General features: G+C 59.5%; 16 protein-coding genes and 1 tRNA gene. 12 read left to right on the forward strand and 5 right to left on the reverse strand.

Annotated features, from left to right (window positions below; all coding sequences use genetic code 11):
* The first annotated feature begins 76 nt into the window (after positions 1-76).
* On the forward strand, positions 77-778 hold the full coding sequence (gene hda / locus AACR93_RS09175) for a DnaA inactivator Hda (protein WP_033114378.1): 702 nt from the start codon (positions 77-79) through the stop codon (positions 776-778).
* A 107-nt stretch (positions 779-885) separates the two neighbouring features.
* Here hda and aceA read toward each other — a convergent pair whose 3' ends face one another.
* Together aceA and aceB are read right to left on the reverse strand one after the other, a co-directional pair.
* Complete coding sequence (gene aceA / locus AACR93_RS09180) at positions 886-2,199, reverse strand: isocitrate lyase (protein WP_005344572.1); 1,314 nt, start codon at positions 2,197-2,199, stop codon at positions 886-888.
* Between the two features lie 73 nt (positions 2,200-2,272).
* On the reverse strand, positions 2,273-3,880 hold the full coding sequence (gene aceB / locus AACR93_RS09185) for a malate synthase A (protein ID WP_043850565.1): 1,608 nt from the start codon (positions 3,878-3,880) through the stop codon (positions 2,273-2,275).
* Positions 3,881-4,195: 315 nt separating this feature from the next.
* On the opposite strand from aceB, the gene AACR93_RS09190 reads away from it, so the two are divergent.
* Complete coding sequence (locus AACR93_RS09190; RefSeq protein WP_156152926.1) at positions 4,196-4,366, forward strand: hypothetical protein; 171 nt, start codon at positions 4,196-4,198, stop codon at positions 4,364-4,366.
* 209 nt (positions 4,367-4,575) lie between these two features.
* Here AACR93_RS09190 and AACR93_RS09195 read toward each other — a convergent pair whose 3' ends face one another.
* Together AACR93_RS09195 and AACR93_RS09200 are read right to left on the reverse strand one after the other, a co-directional pair.
* Positions 4,576-4,719 (reverse strand): hypothetical protein, encoded by a 144-nt coding sequence (locus AACR93_RS09195; protein ID WP_167334755.1) that lies wholly within the window; start codon positions 4,717-4,719, stop codon positions 4,576-4,578.
* A gap of 259 nt (positions 4,720-4,978) precedes the next feature.
* Positions 4,979-5,055, reverse strand: a tRNA-Pro gene (locus tag AACR93_RS09200).
* 310 nt (positions 5,056-5,365) lie between these two features.
* On the opposite strand from AACR93_RS09200, the gene tadA reads away from it, so the two are divergent.
* From tadA to AACR93_RS09245, 9 genes are all read left to right on the forward strand, one after another.
* On the forward strand, positions 5,366-5,848 hold the full coding sequence (tadA, locus tag AACR93_RS09205) for a tRNA adenosine(34) deaminase TadA (protein WP_231556916.1): 483 nt from the start codon (positions 5,366-5,368) through the stop codon (positions 5,846-5,848).
* A gap of 205 nt (positions 5,849-6,053) precedes the next feature.
* Complete coding sequence (locus tag AACR93_RS09210; RefSeq protein ID WP_033114380.1) at positions 6,054-8,291, forward strand: ABC transporter permease subunit; 2,238 nt, start codon at positions 6,054-6,056, stop codon at positions 8,289-8,291.
* Between the two features lie 16 nt (positions 8,292-8,307).
* Positions 8,308-9,957 carry a phosphate ABC transporter permease PstA gene (gene pstA / locus AACR93_RS09215; RefSeq protein ID WP_043850567.1) on the forward strand — a complete coding sequence of 550 codons (1,650 nt, stop codon included), beginning with the start codon at positions 8,308-8,310 and terminating at the stop codon, positions 9,955-9,957.
* Positions 9,958-10,066: 109 nt separating this feature from the next.
* Complete coding sequence (pstB, locus tag AACR93_RS09220; RefSeq protein ID WP_033114382.1) at positions 10,067-10,885, forward strand: phosphate ABC transporter ATP-binding protein PstB; 819 nt, start codon at positions 10,067-10,069, stop codon at positions 10,883-10,885.
* 84 nt (positions 10,886-10,969) lie between these two features.
* A complete protein-coding gene (phoU, locus tag AACR93_RS09225; protein ID WP_033114383.1) occupies positions 10,970-11,680 on the forward strand; it encodes a phosphate signaling complex protein PhoU in 711 nt (236 codons plus the stop codon).
* Between the two features lie 192 nt (positions 11,681-11,872).
* Positions 11,873-13,195, forward strand: a complete 1,323-nt coding sequence (locus AACR93_RS09230) for a hemolysin family protein (RefSeq protein ID WP_041209873.1) — start codon at positions 11,873-11,875, stop codon at positions 13,193-13,195.
* A gap of 18 nt (positions 13,196-13,213) precedes the next feature.
* Positions 13,214-13,756 (forward strand): hypothetical protein, encoded by a 543-nt coding sequence (locus AACR93_RS09235; protein WP_042033358.1) that lies wholly within the window; start codon positions 13,214-13,216, stop codon positions 13,754-13,756.
* A gap of 272 nt (positions 13,757-14,028) precedes the next feature.
* Positions 14,029-14,931: a homocysteine S-methyltransferase family protein gene (locus AACR93_RS09240; protein ID WP_043850568.1), complete on the forward strand. Its 903-nt coding sequence runs from the start codon at positions 14,029-14,031 to the stop codon at positions 14,929-14,931.
* A gap of 9 nt (positions 14,932-14,940) precedes the next feature.
* Positions 14,941-16,356, forward strand: coding sequence for a basic amino acid/polyamine antiporter (locus AACR93_RS09245; protein ID WP_043850569.1), 1,416 nt, complete (start codon positions 14,941-14,943; stop codon positions 16,354-16,356).
* A 112-nt stretch (positions 16,357-16,468) separates the two neighbouring features.
* Here the strand turns inward: AACR93_RS09245 and AACR93_RS09250 are convergent, their stop codons facing one another.
* Positions 16,469-17,308, reverse strand: coding sequence for a sterol desaturase family protein (locus AACR93_RS09250; RefSeq protein ID WP_043850570.1), 840 nt, complete (start codon positions 17,306-17,308; stop codon positions 16,469-16,471).
* A gap of 224 nt (positions 17,309-17,532) precedes the next feature.
* Here AACR93_RS09250 and AACR93_RS09255 point away from each other — a divergent pair, with 224 nt between their 5' ends.
* Positions 17,533-18,324, forward strand: coding sequence for a substrate-binding periplasmic protein (locus tag AACR93_RS09255; RefSeq protein WP_043850571.1), 792 nt, complete (start codon positions 17,533-17,535; stop codon positions 18,322-18,324).
* Positions 18,325-18,404 lie beyond the last annotated feature (80 nt).

Raw genomic sequence — 18,404 nt, forward strand, 5'->3', positions numbered from 1 at the left:
GGCTTGTCCGGGCGGTTCTCTATCTGCCATTGCGATGGTACACTTAGCCACAAATGTCACAGTCAAAGCCCAACGAGTGAAGCAACCGGCCCAACTGTCCCTAGCCGTACAACTACCGGATGATGAAACCTTCGTCAGTTTTTATCCCGGCACCAATGCTCATCTGATCACCGCCCTCAAGAATGCGGCCATCGGTCAGGGGTCGCCTTTCCTCTATTTCTGGGGAGCCAAGGGCTCCGGGCGCTCCCATCTGCTCCATGCCACCTGTGCCGAGGTCAATGCCCGCGATGCAGCGGCGGCCTATCTCTCCCTCGATCAGTTTGAACAGCTCGACCCCAGCATGCTTGATGCCCTCGAAAGCCTGCCGCTGGTCTGCCTCGACAGCATTGAGGCCATCGCCGGCAATGCCGTTTGGGAGCGGGCGCTGTTTGATTTTTACAATCGCTGGCAGGAGAAAGGGGAAGGGACGCTGATCGTCACCGGCTGCAGCGCGCCGCGTAAGCTGGGGCTGCAGCTGCCGGATCTCGCCTCGCGCCTTGACTGGGGGGTGAGTTTCCATCTCGAAGAGCTGGATGATGAAGGCAAGCTCAGTGCCCTGCAACTGCGTGCCGAGCTGCGGGGCTTCAAACTGCCCATCGATGTGGGCCGCTTCCTGCTCAACCGCCTCTCGCGCGATATGCGCACTCTGCTTACCACTCTCAATCAGCTCGACAACGCCTCATTTCGCGCCAAGCGCAAGCTCACTATTCCCTTTGTCAAAGAGATCCTCGAGCTCTGATCCTCTCAGCGGTGTGCGGTTGTGCACCTGACTTTCGTTTGAGTGGCAGATAAAAAGAAACCCCGGCTTCAGGCCGGGGTTTTGCTATCTCAAGGGGGCTCTGCCTATCAGTGGAACTGATCTTCTTCGGTGGAGCCGGTCAGCGCGGTGACCGAGGATTGGCCACCCTGAATGACGGTGGTTACCTTGTCGAAGTAACCGGTACCGACCTCCTGCTGGTGTGCCACGAAGGTGTAGCCACGGCTGGCGGCTGCAAATTCCGGCTCCTGCACCATCTCGACGTAGTGCTTCATCCCTTCGCCACGGGCGTATTGATAGGCCAGTTCGTACATGTGGAACCACATGTTGTGGATACCCGCGAGGGTGATGAACTGGTACTTGTAGCCCATGTCGGAGAGCTCTTGCTGGAAGCGGGCGATGGTGGCATCGTCCAGATTCTTCTTCCAGTTGAAGCTCGGGGAGCAGTTGTAGGCCAGGATGCGATCCGGGAACTTGGCCTTGATCGCTTCGGCAAACTTGCGCGCTTCGTCCAGATCCGGTTTGGCGGTTTCACACCACACCATGTCGGCGTAGGGGGCGTAAGCAAGACCGCGAGCGATGGCCTGATCGATACCGGCACGAACCTTGTAGAACCCTTCGGCTGTGCGCTCGCCAGTCAGGAAGTCTGCATCGTACGGGTCAGCGTCGGTGGTCAACAGGTCAGCGGCGTTGGCGTCGGTACGGGCTATCACCAGGGTAGTGGTGCCACACACATCGGCTGCCAGACGGGCGGCAACCAGCTTCTGCACCGCTTCCTGAGTCGGTACCAGTACCTTGCCGCCCATGTGGCCGCACTTCTTGACTGATGCCAGCTGATCTTCGAAGTGGACACCGGCGGCACCTGCTTCAATCATTCCCTTCATCAGTTCGAAGGCGTTCAGCACGCCGCCGAACCCGGCTTCCGCATCGGCCACGATGGGCAGGAAGTAGTCGATAAAGCCCTCATCCTGCGGCCCGACCTTGTTGGCCCACTGGATCTGGTCGGCACGGGCGAAGGAGTTGTTGATGCGCTCCACCACGGACGGCACCGAGTTGGCCGGGTAGAGGGACTGATCCGGATACATGGTGGAGGACAAGTTGTTGTCCGCCGCCACCTGCCAGCCGGAGAGGTAGATCGCCTCGATCCCCGCCTTGGCCTGCTGCACCGCCTGACCACCGGTCAGGGCGCCGAGGCAGTTGACGTAGCCTTTCTTGGCGTCGCCGTGGATCAGACCCCACAGCTTGTCGGCACCGCGCTGGGCCAGGGTGTGTACCGGCTGCAAGCTGCCGCGCAGGTTTACCACATCTTCGGCGCTGTAGCCGCGCTTGATCCCTTTCCAGCGGGGGTTTTCCGCCCAGTCTTTCTCGATAGCCTGGATCTGTTGCTCACGGGTCAGTGCCATATCAGTTCCCTCTTTCATTGATTTCACGTTTCCATTGACTTGTTATTGGCGAGCCCCGCCCGGGGCCCGGAGTTCAGAGCCGCTCGTAACCGGGCAGCGTCAGAAAATCGATCAGAGTATCGGCGCAGGTGATCTCTTCCATCAGGTCGCTCGCCTCGGCAAAGCGACCCGCCTGCCAGCGCTCGGCACCCACTTCGGCTTTGACCACCTCCTGCTCCTCGGCCAGCATCTGGCGGAACAGATCCTTGGTCACCACCTTGCCGTTCGACAGGCTCTTGCCGTGGCGGATCCACTGCCAGATGGAGGTACGGGAGATCTCGGCTGTGGCGGCATCTTCCATCAGACCGTAGATGGGCACGCAGCCGTTACCGTTGATCCAGGCTTCCAGATATTGCAGGGCGACCCGGATATTGGTGCGCATGCCGGCCTCGGTGCGCTCGCCCTCACAGGGGGCCAGCAGGTCGGCGGCTGTGATGGGGGCATCCTGCTCGCGCAGCACGCCGATCTGGTTCTTGGCGCCAGCCGCAATGGTGGCGTTGAATACCGCCATGGCGGTATCGGCGAGGCCAGGGTGGGCCACCCAGGTGCCATCGTGGCCGTTATTGGCTTCGCGCTCCTTGTCGGCCTTGACCTTGGCGAAGACCTGCTCGTTGACGGCTGCGTCCTTGGCTGGAATAAAGGCGGCCATGCCACCCATCGCCAGCGCACCGCGCTTGTGACAGGTCTTGATCAGCAGCCGCGAGTAGGCGGAGAGGAACGGCTTGTCCATGGTTACCACCTGGCGGTCCGGCAGGACGCGATCCGGATGATTCTTCAAGGTCTTGATGTAGCTGAAGATGTAGTCCCAGCGGCCGCAGTTCAGCGCAACGATGTGATCCTTCATCTGATAGAGCAGCTCATCCATCTCGAACACGGCTGGCAGGGTTTCAATCAGCACGGTGGCCTTGATGGTGCCGCGGGGCAGGCCGAACTTGTCCTCGGTCCAGGCGAATACCTCGCTCCACCAGCGTCCTTCCAGATGGCTCTGCAGCTTGGGTACATAGAAGTAGGGGCCGGAGCCTTTGGCCAGCAGCGCCTGATAGTTGTGCAGGAAGTAGAGGGCAAAATCGAACAGGCCGCCTGGGATGGGCTCGCCATCGAAAGTGACATGTTTTTCCGGCAGGTGCAGACCACGCACCCGGCAGATGAGCACCGCCGGATTGGGGTTCAGGGTGTAGGCCTTTCCTTCCGGACTGGTGTAAGAGATGGTCTCGTTGACTGCATCGCGCAGGTTGATTTGGCCCTCGATCACCTTGTTCCAGGCGGGGGCCAGTGAGTCCTCGAAGTCCGCCATGAATACTTTAACGTTGGCGTTGAGGGCGTTGATCACCATCTTGCGCTCGACCGGGCCGGTGATCTCCACACGGCGGTCTTGCAGATCGGCGGGAATGCCGCGAATGGCCCAGTCACCTTCACGGATGTGGGCGGTTTCCGGCAGGAAGTCCGGCAGCTCGCCACCATCGATACGGGCCTGACGTGCCACACGTTGTTTCAGCAATTCCCCTCTTTGGGGAGCAAAACGTTCCACCAGTTCGGAGACCAGCGCCACCGCGTCCGGCGTCAGAATTTGCGCGTATTCGGGCAGCATCTCGCCCTGGATGCGAAGGCGGGCGCTACAGTGGGTCTGAGCCGGTGCCGACATAAGGTTCACTCCTTTGAGAATTACATTTTGAACTTACTAACTACGACTAAAGTCGAATCCCTGTTCCTGAAACGTTCCCGCAACAACGGGATAACACGATTGATAAGGTGCGAAATATTGTCGATTACGTCAACATTTTTTTTAAAACGCCTGTTTGGGGTCGATGTTTAAGTTGATGTTTTTAATTGAGTTATTGGATTGGTATAAAAGCTCTACACAGATGGTTATGCTCCTGGTTTTTCTGTCCGGGCGATGGCTCGTCCGGTCACCCTTCTTGTCATGTGATTCGTAACTTATTACGTAATAAAATTACAAATGCAAAAACAAATCCCGACCTTACTCCAGGCTTTTGAAAAACAGCTGTATGAAGTGCGTTTAAATATTTCAATCAATAGGCTGATGGCGTTGATGCTGGATAGTGAACGTTCGTTTAAAACTGTCTGGCTTTCGCAGGGCTCTGTTGGCGCTGACGGCTTGCTGCATTGAAAGTGGAGCGCAATAACGTAGGTTTGTATCAGCTGATGGGGATCAACCGGGCGGGGAGTGGTGGTTAAACAGCAGTCAATTAAACTGTGTAATCATGTTTTGGTAGTGGTTTGTCGTTTTTTTAAGGCGGTACGTCTCAAGAGGCATAAGACGGGGAAAAGCAGGGAAAAAAGCAGGCAAAGAGAGGGAGAAATCGCCCGCAGACGGGCTCAGTAGTCATCGTCAGGTTCGGCCAGATCGATGACATCCAGCTGGATGACCAACTCTTCCTCTTCACCCTGCGGGGTGCAGGAGGTGTCGTGAGGAACAGGGTAGAGCGGAATGAGCGGGGTGAAATCGGTGGTCTGGTTCATGCTTGCTCCCGTGTTGAATGCAAGCCGGCCAGTGATCCCTTCACTTGTGCCTCCACCTCCCTGTCTTGATACCGGCGGAAAGTTGCGCATATTAATGAGCGCATCAAAAAGATTCAAGCGATCCTGTACATTTTTTGTTCCTGGCGATGATGGCGCGGGTTGAATCGGGCAAAAGGCCGGGAAAGGGAAGGCTGGTCAGAGCAAAAACGGGAGCAAAAAAATAGCCCAGTCGTTTGACTGGGCTATTTTCGGGGAATGATGGTCGGCGTGAGAGGATTTGAACCTCCGACCCCTGACACCCCATGACAGTGCGCTACCTGGCTGCGCTACACGCCGACAAGGTCAGTCTGAGCTGACGGGGAGGAAGTCTAATGATCTGCACTCATGGGTGCAACTCCTTTTTTATCATAGAGATGCCGACTGCTTCTTTATTGCGCAGCCAAGATGCGGCTTGGGTGGAGGAGGGAGTTTTGGCATAATCGCCGCCCCGCAGCAGCCACTATTCATGCAAGATATTCATGATGTCGGCTGAAAGGTGTGGAATTATGGAATACCAATGCAGAGATTGAACAGACAGAGAGGCATGGCCGTGAAACCAGCAGAGGGGGCCGATGCGCCGGAACAGGCCGCAACGGATGAGAAGTGGATGCGCCACGCCATGGCTCTGGCGGGTCGTGCCGAGGGGATCGGCGAGATCCCGGTTGGGGCCGTACTGGTGCTGGGTGACGAGATCGTGGGGGAGGGGTGGAACCGCTCCATCAGCGAGCACGATGCCTGTGCCCATGCCGAAGTGATGGCCATCCGCGCGGCAGGTAGCCGGCTGGAGAACTACCGCCTGCTCGACACCACCCTCTATGTGACGCTGGAGCCCTGCTGCATGTGTGCCGGTGCCCTCATCCATAGCCGGGTCAAGCGGGTGGTCTTTGGCGCCCGGGATCTCAAAACGGGGGCGGCGGGGTCGGTGTTCGGGATCTTGCAGGACCCGCGTCACAACCACAGGGTCGAGCTGACCGCTGGCGTGCTGGCCGAGGCCTGCTCGACCCAGCTCTCCGATTTCTTCAAGCGGCGCCGCGCCGAGAAAAAGGCGGCCAAACTGGCGCTGCAACAATCGGGTGAGGCCTCCGCCTGAGCCGGTCGGCGGCGGGATGCGCTAACCCGCCGCTTGCCATTTTTATAACCAGTTGAAAAACAACCAGTTATTCAGCCTGAATTACCAATCTCACCTTGTATTCCGTGCCCCTGTTTATCCTGCTTATTTAAGGTGGCGGGTGTAACAAAACTGTCATGCAACCGCCATATAATGCCGCCAAGCCTAGCTTACATTGAGGTTTTGCATGTCATCGGAATCGTTACACCTGGGTATGGCGGGGAGTCGAAAACGCCGCATCAAGGACAAATTGGCCAAGTACGGCGTCACCACGGGTGGGGCGCTGGTGCTGGTGGCGCTCCTGCTTATCTTCTTTTACCTGCTCTATGTGGTGAAGCCCATTTTCAATGGCGCCACGATGGAGCCGACCGCCTCGTTTACCCTGCCGACAAGCGGCAAGACCGCCTGGCTCGGGGTGGAGGAGCAGAACGAGATCGGTTATCGCTTCAGCGACAACGGGCAGGTCAACTTCTTCGCCGTGCAGGGCGATGGCAAGATCAAGGTCGGTCAATCCCTCGGTCAGGCTGAGGTAGCCGGTGACGTCACTGCCGTGGCGCCGCCCGCACCGGGTCAGAAGCTGATCGCCTACGGCTTTGCCGACGGCAAGGCACAGGTGGTACAGCCCTCCTTCAAGGTCTCCTATCCCAACGATGTGCGCGTCATTGAGCCCAGCCTCCAGTACCCCTTCGGCGAAGAGCCGGTGGTAGTGGATCCCGAGGGCAAGGCGCTCAAGACCATGGTGTTTGAAGCCACCAAGGACAAGATGGCCGCTGCCGCCGTGACCGAAGATGGTCGTGGCGTGATGACGGTGATGAGCGGTGAGGAGAACTTCCTCTCCGGCGAGATTGAGTGGAGTGCCCAGAACTACACCATTCCCTCCCTGCCGCGCCATGTGGATCAGATGCTGCTCACCCCCAACCTGCGCATCCTGTTCGTGCGCGAGGGCAACCGCCTCTCTGTCTACGACATCCAGAACCTGAGCGATATCTCGGTGCGTAACGTGCTGGAGATCAACGCCCCCAATGCCAACGTGACCCGGGTCGAGCTGCTCTCCGGCGCCTCTTCCCTGCTGGTGGGCAACGACAATGGCGTCATTTCCCAGTGGTTTGAAGTGGCAAAGGATGGCAAACGCCAGTTCACCCAGATCCGTGACTTCAAGGGTGATGGCGCCGTGGCGCAGCTGACCCCGGAGCACTTTCGCAAGGGCTTCATCAGTGCCGACAAGGATGGCACCGTCAGCTTCTTCCATGCCACCGGCGAGACCAAGCTGCTGAGCGAGCATGTCGATGGCGGCGCCTTCTCTGCGCTGGCCATTTCGCCGCGCCACAACCTGCTGCTGACCCAGCAGGGCGATGCGTTCAAGCTGTTTGCGGTGGAGAACGAGCACCCCGAGGTGACCTGGTCTGCCCTCTGGCAACAGGTGTGGTACGAAGGGTATCCCGAGCCCCAGTATGTGTGGCAATCCACCTCCGCCAGCAACGACTTTGAAGCCAAGCTGAGCTTGGTGCCGCTGGTATTCGGTACCCTGAAAGCCTCCTTCTATGCCATGGTGTTTGCGGTGCCGCTCGGTGTTGCGGGCGCCATCTACACCGCCTATTTCATGTCGGCGGGGCTGCGCAAATATGTCAAACCGACCGTCGAGATCATGGCGGCCCTGCCGACCGTTATCCTCGGCTTCCTGGCGGGTCTCTGGCTGGCGCCCATCATCGAAGGCTCTCTGCCTGGCGTGGTGCTGCTGCTTATTTTGCTGCCGGCGGGAATGCTGCTGACTGCGCTGGTGTGGAACTACCTGCCGGAGCGCAGCCGCACCTGGCTGCCGGAGGGGTGGCACGCCATCCTGCTTATTCCGGTGCTGCTCTTCATCGGTTGGGGGGCGTTCGCGCTAAGCCCGCTCATCGAGAATGCCTTTATGCACGGTGATTCGCGCATCTGGCTGACCCACGACATGGGCATCAAGTTTGACCAGCGCAACTCGCTGGTGGTCGGTATCGCCATGGGCTTTGCAGTCATTCCGACCATCTTCTCCATCGCAGAAGACGCGGTATTCTCGGTGCCCAAGCACCTGACCCAGGGCTCGCTGGCCCTCGGTGCCACCCCGTGGCAGACCCTGAGCCGGGTGGTGATCCTCACCGCCAGCCCGGGTATTTTCTCGGCGGTGATGATGGGCCTTGGCCGCGCCGTGGGCGAGACCATGATCGTGCTGATGGCCACCGGCAACACCCCCATCATGGACTTCTCCATGTTCCAGGGGCTGCGTACTCTCGCCGCCAACATTGCGGTAGAGATGCCGGAGTCGGAAGTGGGCAGCTCCCACTACCGGGTGCTGTTCCTCGCAGCCTTCGTCCTGTTCGTGTTCACCTTCTTGTTCAACACCCTGGCCGAGTTCATCCGTCAGCGGTTGCGTGAAAAATACAGCTCTCTGTAAGGACCAAGGAATGACAATGGGTAAGTGGTTTAAATCAGGGGCCCCGTGGATCTGGATGACCGGCGGCGCCGTCAGCCTGAGTCTGGTCGCGGTACTGGGGCTGTTGCTGCTCATCGGCTGGCGTGGTCTGGTCTACTTCTGGCCGCACCCCATCTATGAGTGGCAGCTGGAAGATGCGAACGGCAACAAGAGCGTGCTGATCGGCGAGATCAACGATCGCGAGCTGGTGCCGGTGGAGCGCCTGCGCGCCGCAGGCCTGCCGCTCAAGGGGGAGGAGCGCGAGCTGCTGACCCGCTATCTGGTCAAGACCGGCAACCGCGAGTTTGTCGATCTGGACTTCCGCTGGGTGCTGGAGACCGACATCAAGTCACAGAGTCAGCCGGTCGAGCTCGCCATGATTGAGCGCGCCACCAACGGCAACTTCTACGGCTACATCAGTTCGGTCAAAGAGGATGGGCGCCAGATCACCACGGATCTGCACGCCGCCCTGCAGCGGGTGCTGGCGCGGGCCAATGGACTCTCCGAACAGGCGAACGACCTGCAAAAAGGGGACATCGGCAGCATCAACTATCAGCTGGAGCGGCTGCGCCTCAAGGAGCGCAAGGCCGAGCTTGAGAATAACCTGACCGATCAGCTCAAAGCCCAGCTGGCGAGCGAGCGTCAGGCTCTCAACGATCGCTATCAGGTGCTGGAGAAGGAGCTCTTCTCCCTGCGCAGTCAGGCTGACCGAGACAGCATCACCGTCAAGGATATGCGTGGTGAGCTGGTGACCATGCCGATGTCCAAGGTACTGGATGTGGTGTGGCCCAACGACATGAGCCTGCTGGCCAAGGTGGGTTACTGGTTCCACCAGATCGGCAAGTTTGTCTCCGACGATCCCCGTGAAGCCAACACCGAGGGCGGAGTATTCCCGGCCATCTTCGGCACCGTCTTCATGGTGTTCCTGATGGCGATCATCGTCACCCCGCTCGGCGTGATTGCGGCGGTCTACCTGCACGAGTATGCGGGCAAGAACAGCCTGACCAAACTCATCCGCATCGCGGTGATCAACCTGGCGGGCGTGCCCTCCATCGTTTACGGCGTGTTTGGTCTGGGCTTCTTCGTCTATACCCTGGGGGGCAGCATCGACCGCCTCTTCTATCCGGAAGCGCTGCCGAGCCCGACCTTTGGCTCACCCGGCGTGATCTGGTCGGCGCTGACCCTAGCCATCCTGACCCTGCCGGTGGTGATCGTCTCCACCGAAGAGGGGCTGGCGCGGATCCCGAGCACCATCCGTCAGGGCTCGCTGGCGCTGGGGGCTACCCAGGCCGAGACCCTGTGGCGCATCGTGCTGCCGATGGCGAGCCCGGCCATCATGACCGGCCTTATTCTGGCAATTGCCCGTGCGGCCGGTGAAGTGGCGCCGCTGATGCTGGTGGGGGTGGTGAAACTGGCGCCGACCCTGCCGATGGATGGCAACTTCCCGTATCTGCATGTGGAGCGCAAGTTCATGCACCTGGGCTTCCACATCTATGACGTCGGCTTCCAGAGCCCCAACGTCGAGGCGGCGCGTCCTCTGGTCTACGCCACCTCCTTCCTGCTGGTGACGGTGATCGTCGGCCTCAACCTGACGGCTATCGGTATTCGCAACCACCTGCGCGAGAAATTCCGGTCGCTGGAACATTGATAGGCCAGCCACCACAGAGACGGGCAGGGGACAGGTTCCCTGCCAGCCAAGCGTTCCGGCCGCGGGCGATGAGATTGCCCGCCGCCACCGACAGATTTTGAGGTAACAGATGATCAACGTAACGACCGCCGCGACCCAGCATACCGCGACCGACCTGCTCAACCTGAGCCCGGAGCAGACCGCGCTGGAGGTGAAGGATCTCAACCTGTACTACGGCAGCAAACAGGCGCTGTTCAACGTCAACATGAAGATCCCCAAAGGTCAGGTGACCGCCTTTATCGGCCCCTCCGGCTGCGGTAAATCGACCCTGCTGCGCTGTATCAACCGGATGAACGATCTGGTGGAAATTTGCCGCATCGATGGCGAGATCCAGCTGCACGGTCAAAACATCTATGACAAGAGCGTCGATGTTTCCGCCCTGCGTCGTCGGGTGGGCATGGTGTTCCAGCGCCCCAACCCCTTCCCCAAGTCCATCTACGAGAACGTGGTCTATGGCCTGCGTCTGCAGGGGATCAACGATCGCCGCACCCTGGACGATGCCGCCGAGCGCTCCCTGCGCGGCGCGGCGCTGTGGGATGAGGTGAAGGATCGTCTGCACGACAACGCCTTCGGTCTCTCCGGCGGTCAGCAGCAGCGTCTGGTGATTGCCCGTGCCATCGCCATCGAGCCGGAAGTGCTGCTGCTCGATGAACCGACCTCGGCGCTCGACCCGATTTCAACCCTCACCATCGAGGAGTTGATCAACGAGCTCAAGAGCCAGTTCACCGTGGTGATCGTGACCCACAACATGCAGCAGGCGGCACGGGTATCGGATCAGACTGCCTTCATGTACATGGGCGAGCTGATCGAGTACTCGGATACCAACACCATCTTCACCACCCCGGCCAAGAAGAAGACCGAAGACTACATCACCGGTCGCTACGGTTAAGGAGAGGAGAGGATGAACCACTACAAACAGATTGGCAGTCAATTCAACGGCTAAGGCATAATCGGAGCATCAAGGACTATTTGTATGGACAATATGAACCTCAATAAACATATCTCCGGTCAGTTCAATGCCGAGCTCGAGAGTGTGCGCAACCAGGTGCTGGTGATGGGTGGCATGGTGGAGCAGCAGCTCACCGACGCCATCGCGGCGATCCACGATCAGGATCTGGAAGCGGCGCGCAAGATTGTGGCCAATGACCACAAGGTTAATGCCATGGAAGTGGCGATCGACGAGGAGTGCACCCGTATCATCGCCAAGCGCCAGCCGACCGCCTCCGACCTGCGACTGGTGATGGCCATCATCAAGACCATCACCGATCTTGAGCGCATTGGCGATGTGGCGGACAAGATCGCCCGCATGCTGACCGACAACGCCAACAAGCCGCAGCCGCCGCTGGTGTCACTGGAGAACATGGGCCGCCGTACCATCAAGATGCTGCACGATGTGCTCGATGCCTTCGCCCGGATGGATCTGGACGCGGCGCTGGCGGTCTACAAGGAAGATGACAAGGTAGACCGCGAGTACGAGTCCATCATCCGCGAGCTGATGACCTACATGATGGAAGATCCCCGCACCATACCGCAGGTGCTCAACGTGCTGTGGGCGGCGCGGGCCATCGAGCGGGTCGGCGATCGCTGCCAGCACATCTGCGAGTACATCGTCTACTACGTCAAGGGCAAGGACGTGCGCCACACCAAGGCGGACGATCTGGGTACCCTGCTGGGCAAGGGCTAAGCGGAAAGTGAATAAAAAGGCGCGTCAGGCGCCTTTTTTGTTGCATAACTGGTCGGAGTAAGATAAAGCCCCCAACTGGCTGTTTTCTGATAGAATACTCCCCCTGTGTGAGTCCCGGATGGACTCATGGTCCGGTCTCCCGGGCCCAGTTTGCCGTCTTGTGCTAAGGCGGGCGTAGCAATTAGGTTAATCATGAGTTTTGCCGATAGTTTGTTCTTTCTGATGCTGCTGGTTGGCGGCAGTGTGTTCTTCTCCCTCTCCGAGATTTCCCTCGCGGCCTCCCGCAAAATCAAATTGCAGGTGATGGCTGATGAAGGCAATCGTCAGGCCGAAAAGGTGCTGGCACTGCAGGCCCAGCCGGGCAATTTCTTTACCGTGGTGCAGATTGGCCTCAATACCGTTGCCATTCTGGGTGGTATCCTGGGTGAGTCTGCCCTCAACCCCGCCATCAAGGGGATCGTCTCCGAGTTCTATCAGGGCCCCTGGCTTGGCGAGATCAGCTCCGGTGCCTCCTTCGTGTTCGTCACCGGTATGTTTATCCTGATCGCCGACCTGATGCCCAAGCGCCTCGCCATGATCATGCCCGAGCAGATCGCCGTGGTGGTGGTGCGTCCCATGCTCTTCTTTGTCACCGTGCTGATGCCGCTGGTGTGGATCTTCAACGGACTGGCCAACGCCCTGTTCCGTCTGATGCGGGTCTCCACCGTGCGCAACGACGAGATCACCTCGGATGATATCTATGCAGTGATGGATGCCGGTGCCGAAGCGGGTGTTATCCAGCGCGAGGAGCATCAGCTCATCGAGAACGTGTTCGAGCTGCAGTCCCTTGGCGTGACCTCCGCCATGACCGCGCGCGAGAGCCTCATCTACTTCACCCTGCAAGAGGATGAGGAGAGCATCAAGGCCAAGATCGCCGAGCACCCGCACAACAAGTTTCTGGTCTGTGACCACAACCTCGACAGCATCAAGGGCTTTGTCGATGCCAAAGAGCTGCTGATCCGCGTCATCGGTGGCCAGAGCATCGATCTCAATAGCGGCTCGCTGGTGCAGAACGTCATCATCATTCCCGATACCCTCAACCTCTACGAGGCGATGGAGTACTTCAAGAACCACAGAGGCGACTTTGCCGTGGTGATGAACGAGTACGCGCTGGTGGTGGGTATCGTCACCATGAACGACCTGATGAGTACCGTCATGGGCGAGTGGGCCACCCACGTGGTGGAAGAGCAGATTGTGCAGCGGGACGAGAGCTCCTGGCTGGTGGACGGGGTCACCCCTATCTCCGACGTGATGCGAGCCTTCGATATCGAAGAGTTCCCTGACGATCAGAACTACGAGACCATCGCCGGCTTTATCATGTACATGCTGCGCAAGATCCCCAAACGGACCGATTCGGTCAAATATGCGGGTTACAAGTTCGAAGTGGTGGATATCGACAGCTACAAGATCGATCAGCTGCTGGTCACCCGGATTGAACCCGCCGTCGTTACCGACAAGCTTGCTCAGGATGCGTAAAAGGAGCTTTCAGGAGTCATGAAAATGCAGTCTCATTCCCGTGCGATCGCCTGTGTGGCGCTCGCTCTGGCACTCGGCGCCTGCAGCCAGAGTGCACCGCGCAAGGCAACCGTAACTGCCAAACCGGTGGCGCCAAAGCCCGCCGTGGTTGTGCCGCAGCCGGATCCCGATGCGGTGGTGCAGAGCGCTGTGGCTGAGCCCAGCCCGGTGTTTGACGAGGAGTATCACGGGCCGGAGCAGGGATCGCTGGAGTCGGTGACCGCCCTGTTTGCCCGTGGCTACATCGAGTCGGCCATGCGTGAAACCATGCTGGCGGCGGTGAAGAATGACTATCCGCTGCTTGGTATGCGAGATGTGCGGCTGACCGATCCGGTCTACAAGTTCCTCACCTCTGCCCATGCCACCACCACGGCGCACGACTACCTCTATGCCGGTGTGCAGCGTCGTCTAGGCCGCCCGCTCAGCCCTGCCCAGTGGGAGCAGATCTGGCGCCGCTTGCCGCAGGATGGTCGGGTATCCGACTGGGTGAAACAGATCAAGCGGGTACTGGCCGGACATTAAGCGGCCAGCTCACCATATCGCCACAAAGGCCACCTTCGGGTGGCCTTTTGCATTTCTGCGTTTGTCTCGCCGTGTGCATGCTGATTTCTGCTGCGACGGATTGCCGTCAGTGGCACTTTGTTCTATCTTGCTTTGGCCATCTAAACATCTATATGTTTTTATGGCCATGTTGTCGGGTACTTCACCCGGATGAAGCCGGACGATCTGTTGCGATTCAACATGAAACCGCAGATCAGCAAGACACATACGCAAATAACAAAGAGACACGACAGATGGAAACCAGGGAATTGTGGGTGCTGGATGGGGGCATGGGGCGCGAGCTGGCACGGCGAGGGGCGCCGTTTCGCCAGCCGGAGTGGTCGGCGCTGGCCCTGATGGAGGCCCCCGAGACGGTGCGCGAGGTGCATCAGGCCTATGTGGCGAGCGGTGCCCGGGTCATCACCACCAACAGCTATGCATTGGTGCCATTTCATATCGGCGATGAACGTTTCTTTGCCGATGGGGAGGGGCTGGCAGCGCTGGCTGGGCAACTGGCCCGCGAGGTGGCTGACGAGCAGAAGGGTGCCGTGCAGGTGGCGGGTTCTCTACCACCGCTGTTTGGCTCTTACCGTGCCGATCTGTTCAAGGCGGACAAGGTGAGCGAGCTGGCTATCCCGCTTATCCGGACGCTATCCCCTTATGTGGATATCTGGCTGGCCGAGACCATGAGCCTGATTGCCGAGCCACTGGCCCTGAAAGCGCTGCTGCCAAAAGATGGCAAGCCGTTCTGGGTCTCTTTCACCCTGGAAGATGAGGCGCCGGGCAACGAGCCGCTACTGCGTTCCGGCGAGCGGGTGGCCGATGCGGTGACTGCGTTGGTAGCGGTCGGGGCTGATGCCATCCTGTTCAACTGCTGTCAGCCCGAGGTGATCGAAGGGGCCCTCGAGGTTGCCCGCACCCGATTGCAGGCGCTGGGTCGCATCGACATTCGCCTCGGTGCCTATGCCAACGCCTTCCCGCCGCAACCCAAAGAGGCCACCGCCAACGACGGGCTGGACGAGATCCGCACCGATCTGGGGCCGCTGGATTACCTTGGCTGGGCCGAACGCTGGCGTGCGGCCGGGGCGAATCTTATCGGTGGTTGCTGCGGCATTGGCCCCGAGCATATTCAGGCACTGGCCAGCCGGCTGCGCTAGGGAGAGCATATGAAAGAGAGTAAAATAGGCCTCTGGTCCCTCACCGCGCTGGTGTTCAGCTCCATGGTGGGGGCGGGCATCTTCAGCTTGCCTCAGAACATGGCCGAGGTGGCCGGTGCCCGCGCCGTGCTGATCGGCTGGGGCGTGACCGGGGTGGGCATAGTGGCGCTCGCCATGAGTTTTCTCTATCTGTTGCGGTTAAGGCCGGATCTCGACGGCGGTATCTACAGCTATGCCCGCGCCGGTTTTGGCGATCTGGTGGGCTTCTTCTCCGCCTGGGGTTATTGGCTCTGCGCCACCATCGGTGTGGTGGGTTATCTGGTCATCGCCTTTGCGGCGCTGGGCAGTTTTATCGATACCCCCGAGCAGATCTGGTTTGGTGACGGCAATACCCTGGCGGCGTTTGTCGGCGAGTCCTGCATCCTCTGGGCTGTACACCTGCTGGTGGCCCGTGGCGTGCAGCAGGCGGCGCTGTTCAATCTGGTGGCGACTCTGGCCAAGAGCCTGCCGCTGCTGCTGTTTATCCTGTTCGCCTGCTACTGGTTCGACCCGGTCACCTTCGCGGCGGATCAGCAGGGCAGCACTCTGGCGGTGCCGGTCTCCGAACAGGTGCGCAACACCATGTTGATTACCCTCTGGGTCTTTACCGGCATCGAGGGGGCGGCGGTGTTGTCGGCCCGCGCCAGAAACCGGCGGGATGTGGGCACGGCCACCGTGCTCGGCGTGGTGCTGGCGCTGCTGCTCTATGTGCTCATCTCGGTGCTGGCGCTGGGAATATTGAGTCGGCCTGAACTCGCGGCCCTGCCCAACCCCTCCATGGCAGGGCTGATGGCCCAGATGACAGGCTCCTGGGGCAAGCTGCTGATCAGCGTCGGCCTCATTGTCTCTGTGCTCGCCTCCTATGTGAGCTGGACCCTGTTCTCGGCCGAGGTGCCCTTCAGCGCAGCCCGCCACGGCGCGTTTCCTGCCATCTTCCGGCGCCAGAACCGCAACGGCACACCCATCGCATCGCTCTGGCTCACCAGCCTGACGGTGCAGACATGCCTGCTGCTGGTATGGCTGCTCGGCAAGGGCTACACCAACCTGCTGCTTATCTCCACCTCGATGATCCTTGTGCCCTACCTGCTGATCGGCCTGTTCTTGCTCAAGCTCTCGTTCAGCAGGAAGGGTGAGAGCGGGCAGGGCCGCGGTCTGATGCGGGCGGTGGCTCTGGTGGCGAGCGGTTACGGCTTCTGGCTGCTTTATGCTGCCGGGGTGGAGTATCTGCTGCTGTCGCTGTTGCTCTACGGGCCGGGTCTGCTGCTGTTTCTCTACAGCCGCCGTCAGCTGGGTGCAGGCCTTTGCCTGAGCGGTCGCGAACGGCTGTTGGCCGGAGTGACCTTGCTGAGCCTGATCCCAGCAGTCTGGTCGTTCACCCATCTCTGACATCGAGGCGGTGACTGACCATAAATGAGAGCGCCACCGTGGCGCTCTCTTTGTTATCAGGGATTGGTTATCAGGGACTTGCTATCCGGGAGTTGTGACCCGGGGAGAAGGCTCAGCGGCTGGCAGGCCCGGCCGGTTTGCCAAACAGCACCGCGAGTTTTTGTCGCCAGGGCAGGCCACGGGCGTCATGCAGCATGTCGCGCCACTCGTGGAAGGTGAGGGTGAGGGGGTTGAAGCTGTGGATCGGCTTGGTGATGCCAAAGCGACACGGCTCGGCCGGATCTTCTTCTACAAAAGTACCAAACAGCCGATCCCAGATAATCAGCACACCGGCGAAGTTGCGATCTATGTATTTGGCGTTGCTGGCGTGGTGCACCCTGTGGTGGGAGGGGGTGTTGAAGATCAACTCCAGCCAGCCGAGCTTGCCCACCACCTGGGTGTGGACGAAAAACTGGAAGCCCAGGCTGAGCAGCACGGTGGCCACTACCGCCTCGGGCGGGAAGCCGATGAGAATCATCGGGATCCAGAACAGCCACATGCCGGAGACCGGATACATCAGGCTCTGGCGAAAGGCGGTAGAGAGATTGAGCCGCTCCGAACTGTGGTGCACGACATGGGAGGCCCACAGCCAGCGCACATGGTGGCTGGTGAAGTGGAACAGCCAGTAACAGAGATCCTGCAGCAGGAAGAGCAGCAATACGCTCCAGAAGTTCAGCTCGATATCGAACAGTCGCCAGCCCCAGAGGGTGTCATACAGATAAGCGATGGCGATGGCTGCCAGCGCATCGCCCCCCTGATGCATCAGGGCCAGCGCGGCGTTGGCCAGCAGGTCTTTCCACTGGTAGGTGGCGGTTGGAAAAGCTGCGCCATGTTTGCGCAGATAGGCCATCTCCCAGCCGATAAACACCAGAAAGAGGGGAGAGAGGTAGAGCAGGATCAGTTGCACATCCATGAGCAGGTATCCATTCAGAGCAATTGCTCTCCAGCATAAAGGATGAAAGCAATATTTCATTAACATTTTCTAGCCTCTAGCCTCTAGCCTCTAGCCTCTAGCCTCTAGCCTCTAGCCATCTTGCCCGATGGCTCTGGCGGGTTTGCCGTGAGGCCGCAATTCAATCCGATGGGTGGTGACTGCTGACTATGCTTGATGCAGATTGAGCGTCAGAGGATTGGTTAATGCGTATCTGTGTTTATCTGTTGCTGGGATTCTGCCTGCTGGCACAGGCCAAAACCCGGGTGGAGATAGTGGCGGATGCCAGCTATCCCCCCTACTCCTGGCAGGAGGGCAAAGAGGTGCGGGGGATCTATGCCGATATCATCCGTGAGGTAACCTCCGCCATGCCCGACTATGAGGTGGTGCTCAAACCGATGCCATGGCGCCGCGGTCTGAGCATGGTGGAGCAGGGCAGCGCATTTGCCATTTTCCCTCCCTACTATATGCCGGATACTCGCCCCTATATCTGGCCCTACTCCCAGCCGCTACTCGACGAAGAGTTGGTGGTTGTGTGCGGCGCCAGTGTGTCTGCCAATACCCCGCAGGCAAGGTTTCCGCTCGACTATCAAGGTTTGCGTTTTGGCATGAATGCCGGTTTTGCGGTCGGCGGCGATGCCTTCTGGCAGGCGGTGAAGGAGAAGAAAATCGATGTGGAGGAGGTGAAGAGCAACCGGGAGAACCTGCTCAAGATCGTGCGGGGGCGGGTGGATTGCACTATCAATGATCGTCTCTCTCTGCTCTATGAACTGCTCGCCATGATCAAGGGGGAGCAGCTGGCGGTGACCGATATCTCGTTGCTCAAACAGGGGCCCGTGCTCAGTCGGGAGCAGGGTTTTCTCGGTTACAGTCGCAAGGGGGATTTTCCCTACAAGAAGAGCTTTATCGAGCAGTTTGACAAGGGGCTCTATCAGCTCAAAAAGCGCGACGGGATCAAGCCCATCGTCGAGCGCTATCTGGGAAAGTCCCCGCGCTGAACCGCTAACCGCGGGAGCGGCTTCAGCAGCGAGTTGGTGTTGTGTCATCCGATCCGCAAAGAAAAAGTGAGAGGAACCAT

The organism is Aeromonas sp. L_1B5_3 (assembly GCF_963866575.1).
GTDB classification, from domain to species: domain Bacteria; phylum Pseudomonadota; class Gammaproteobacteria; order Enterobacterales; family Aeromonadaceae; genus Aeromonas; species Aeromonas jandaei.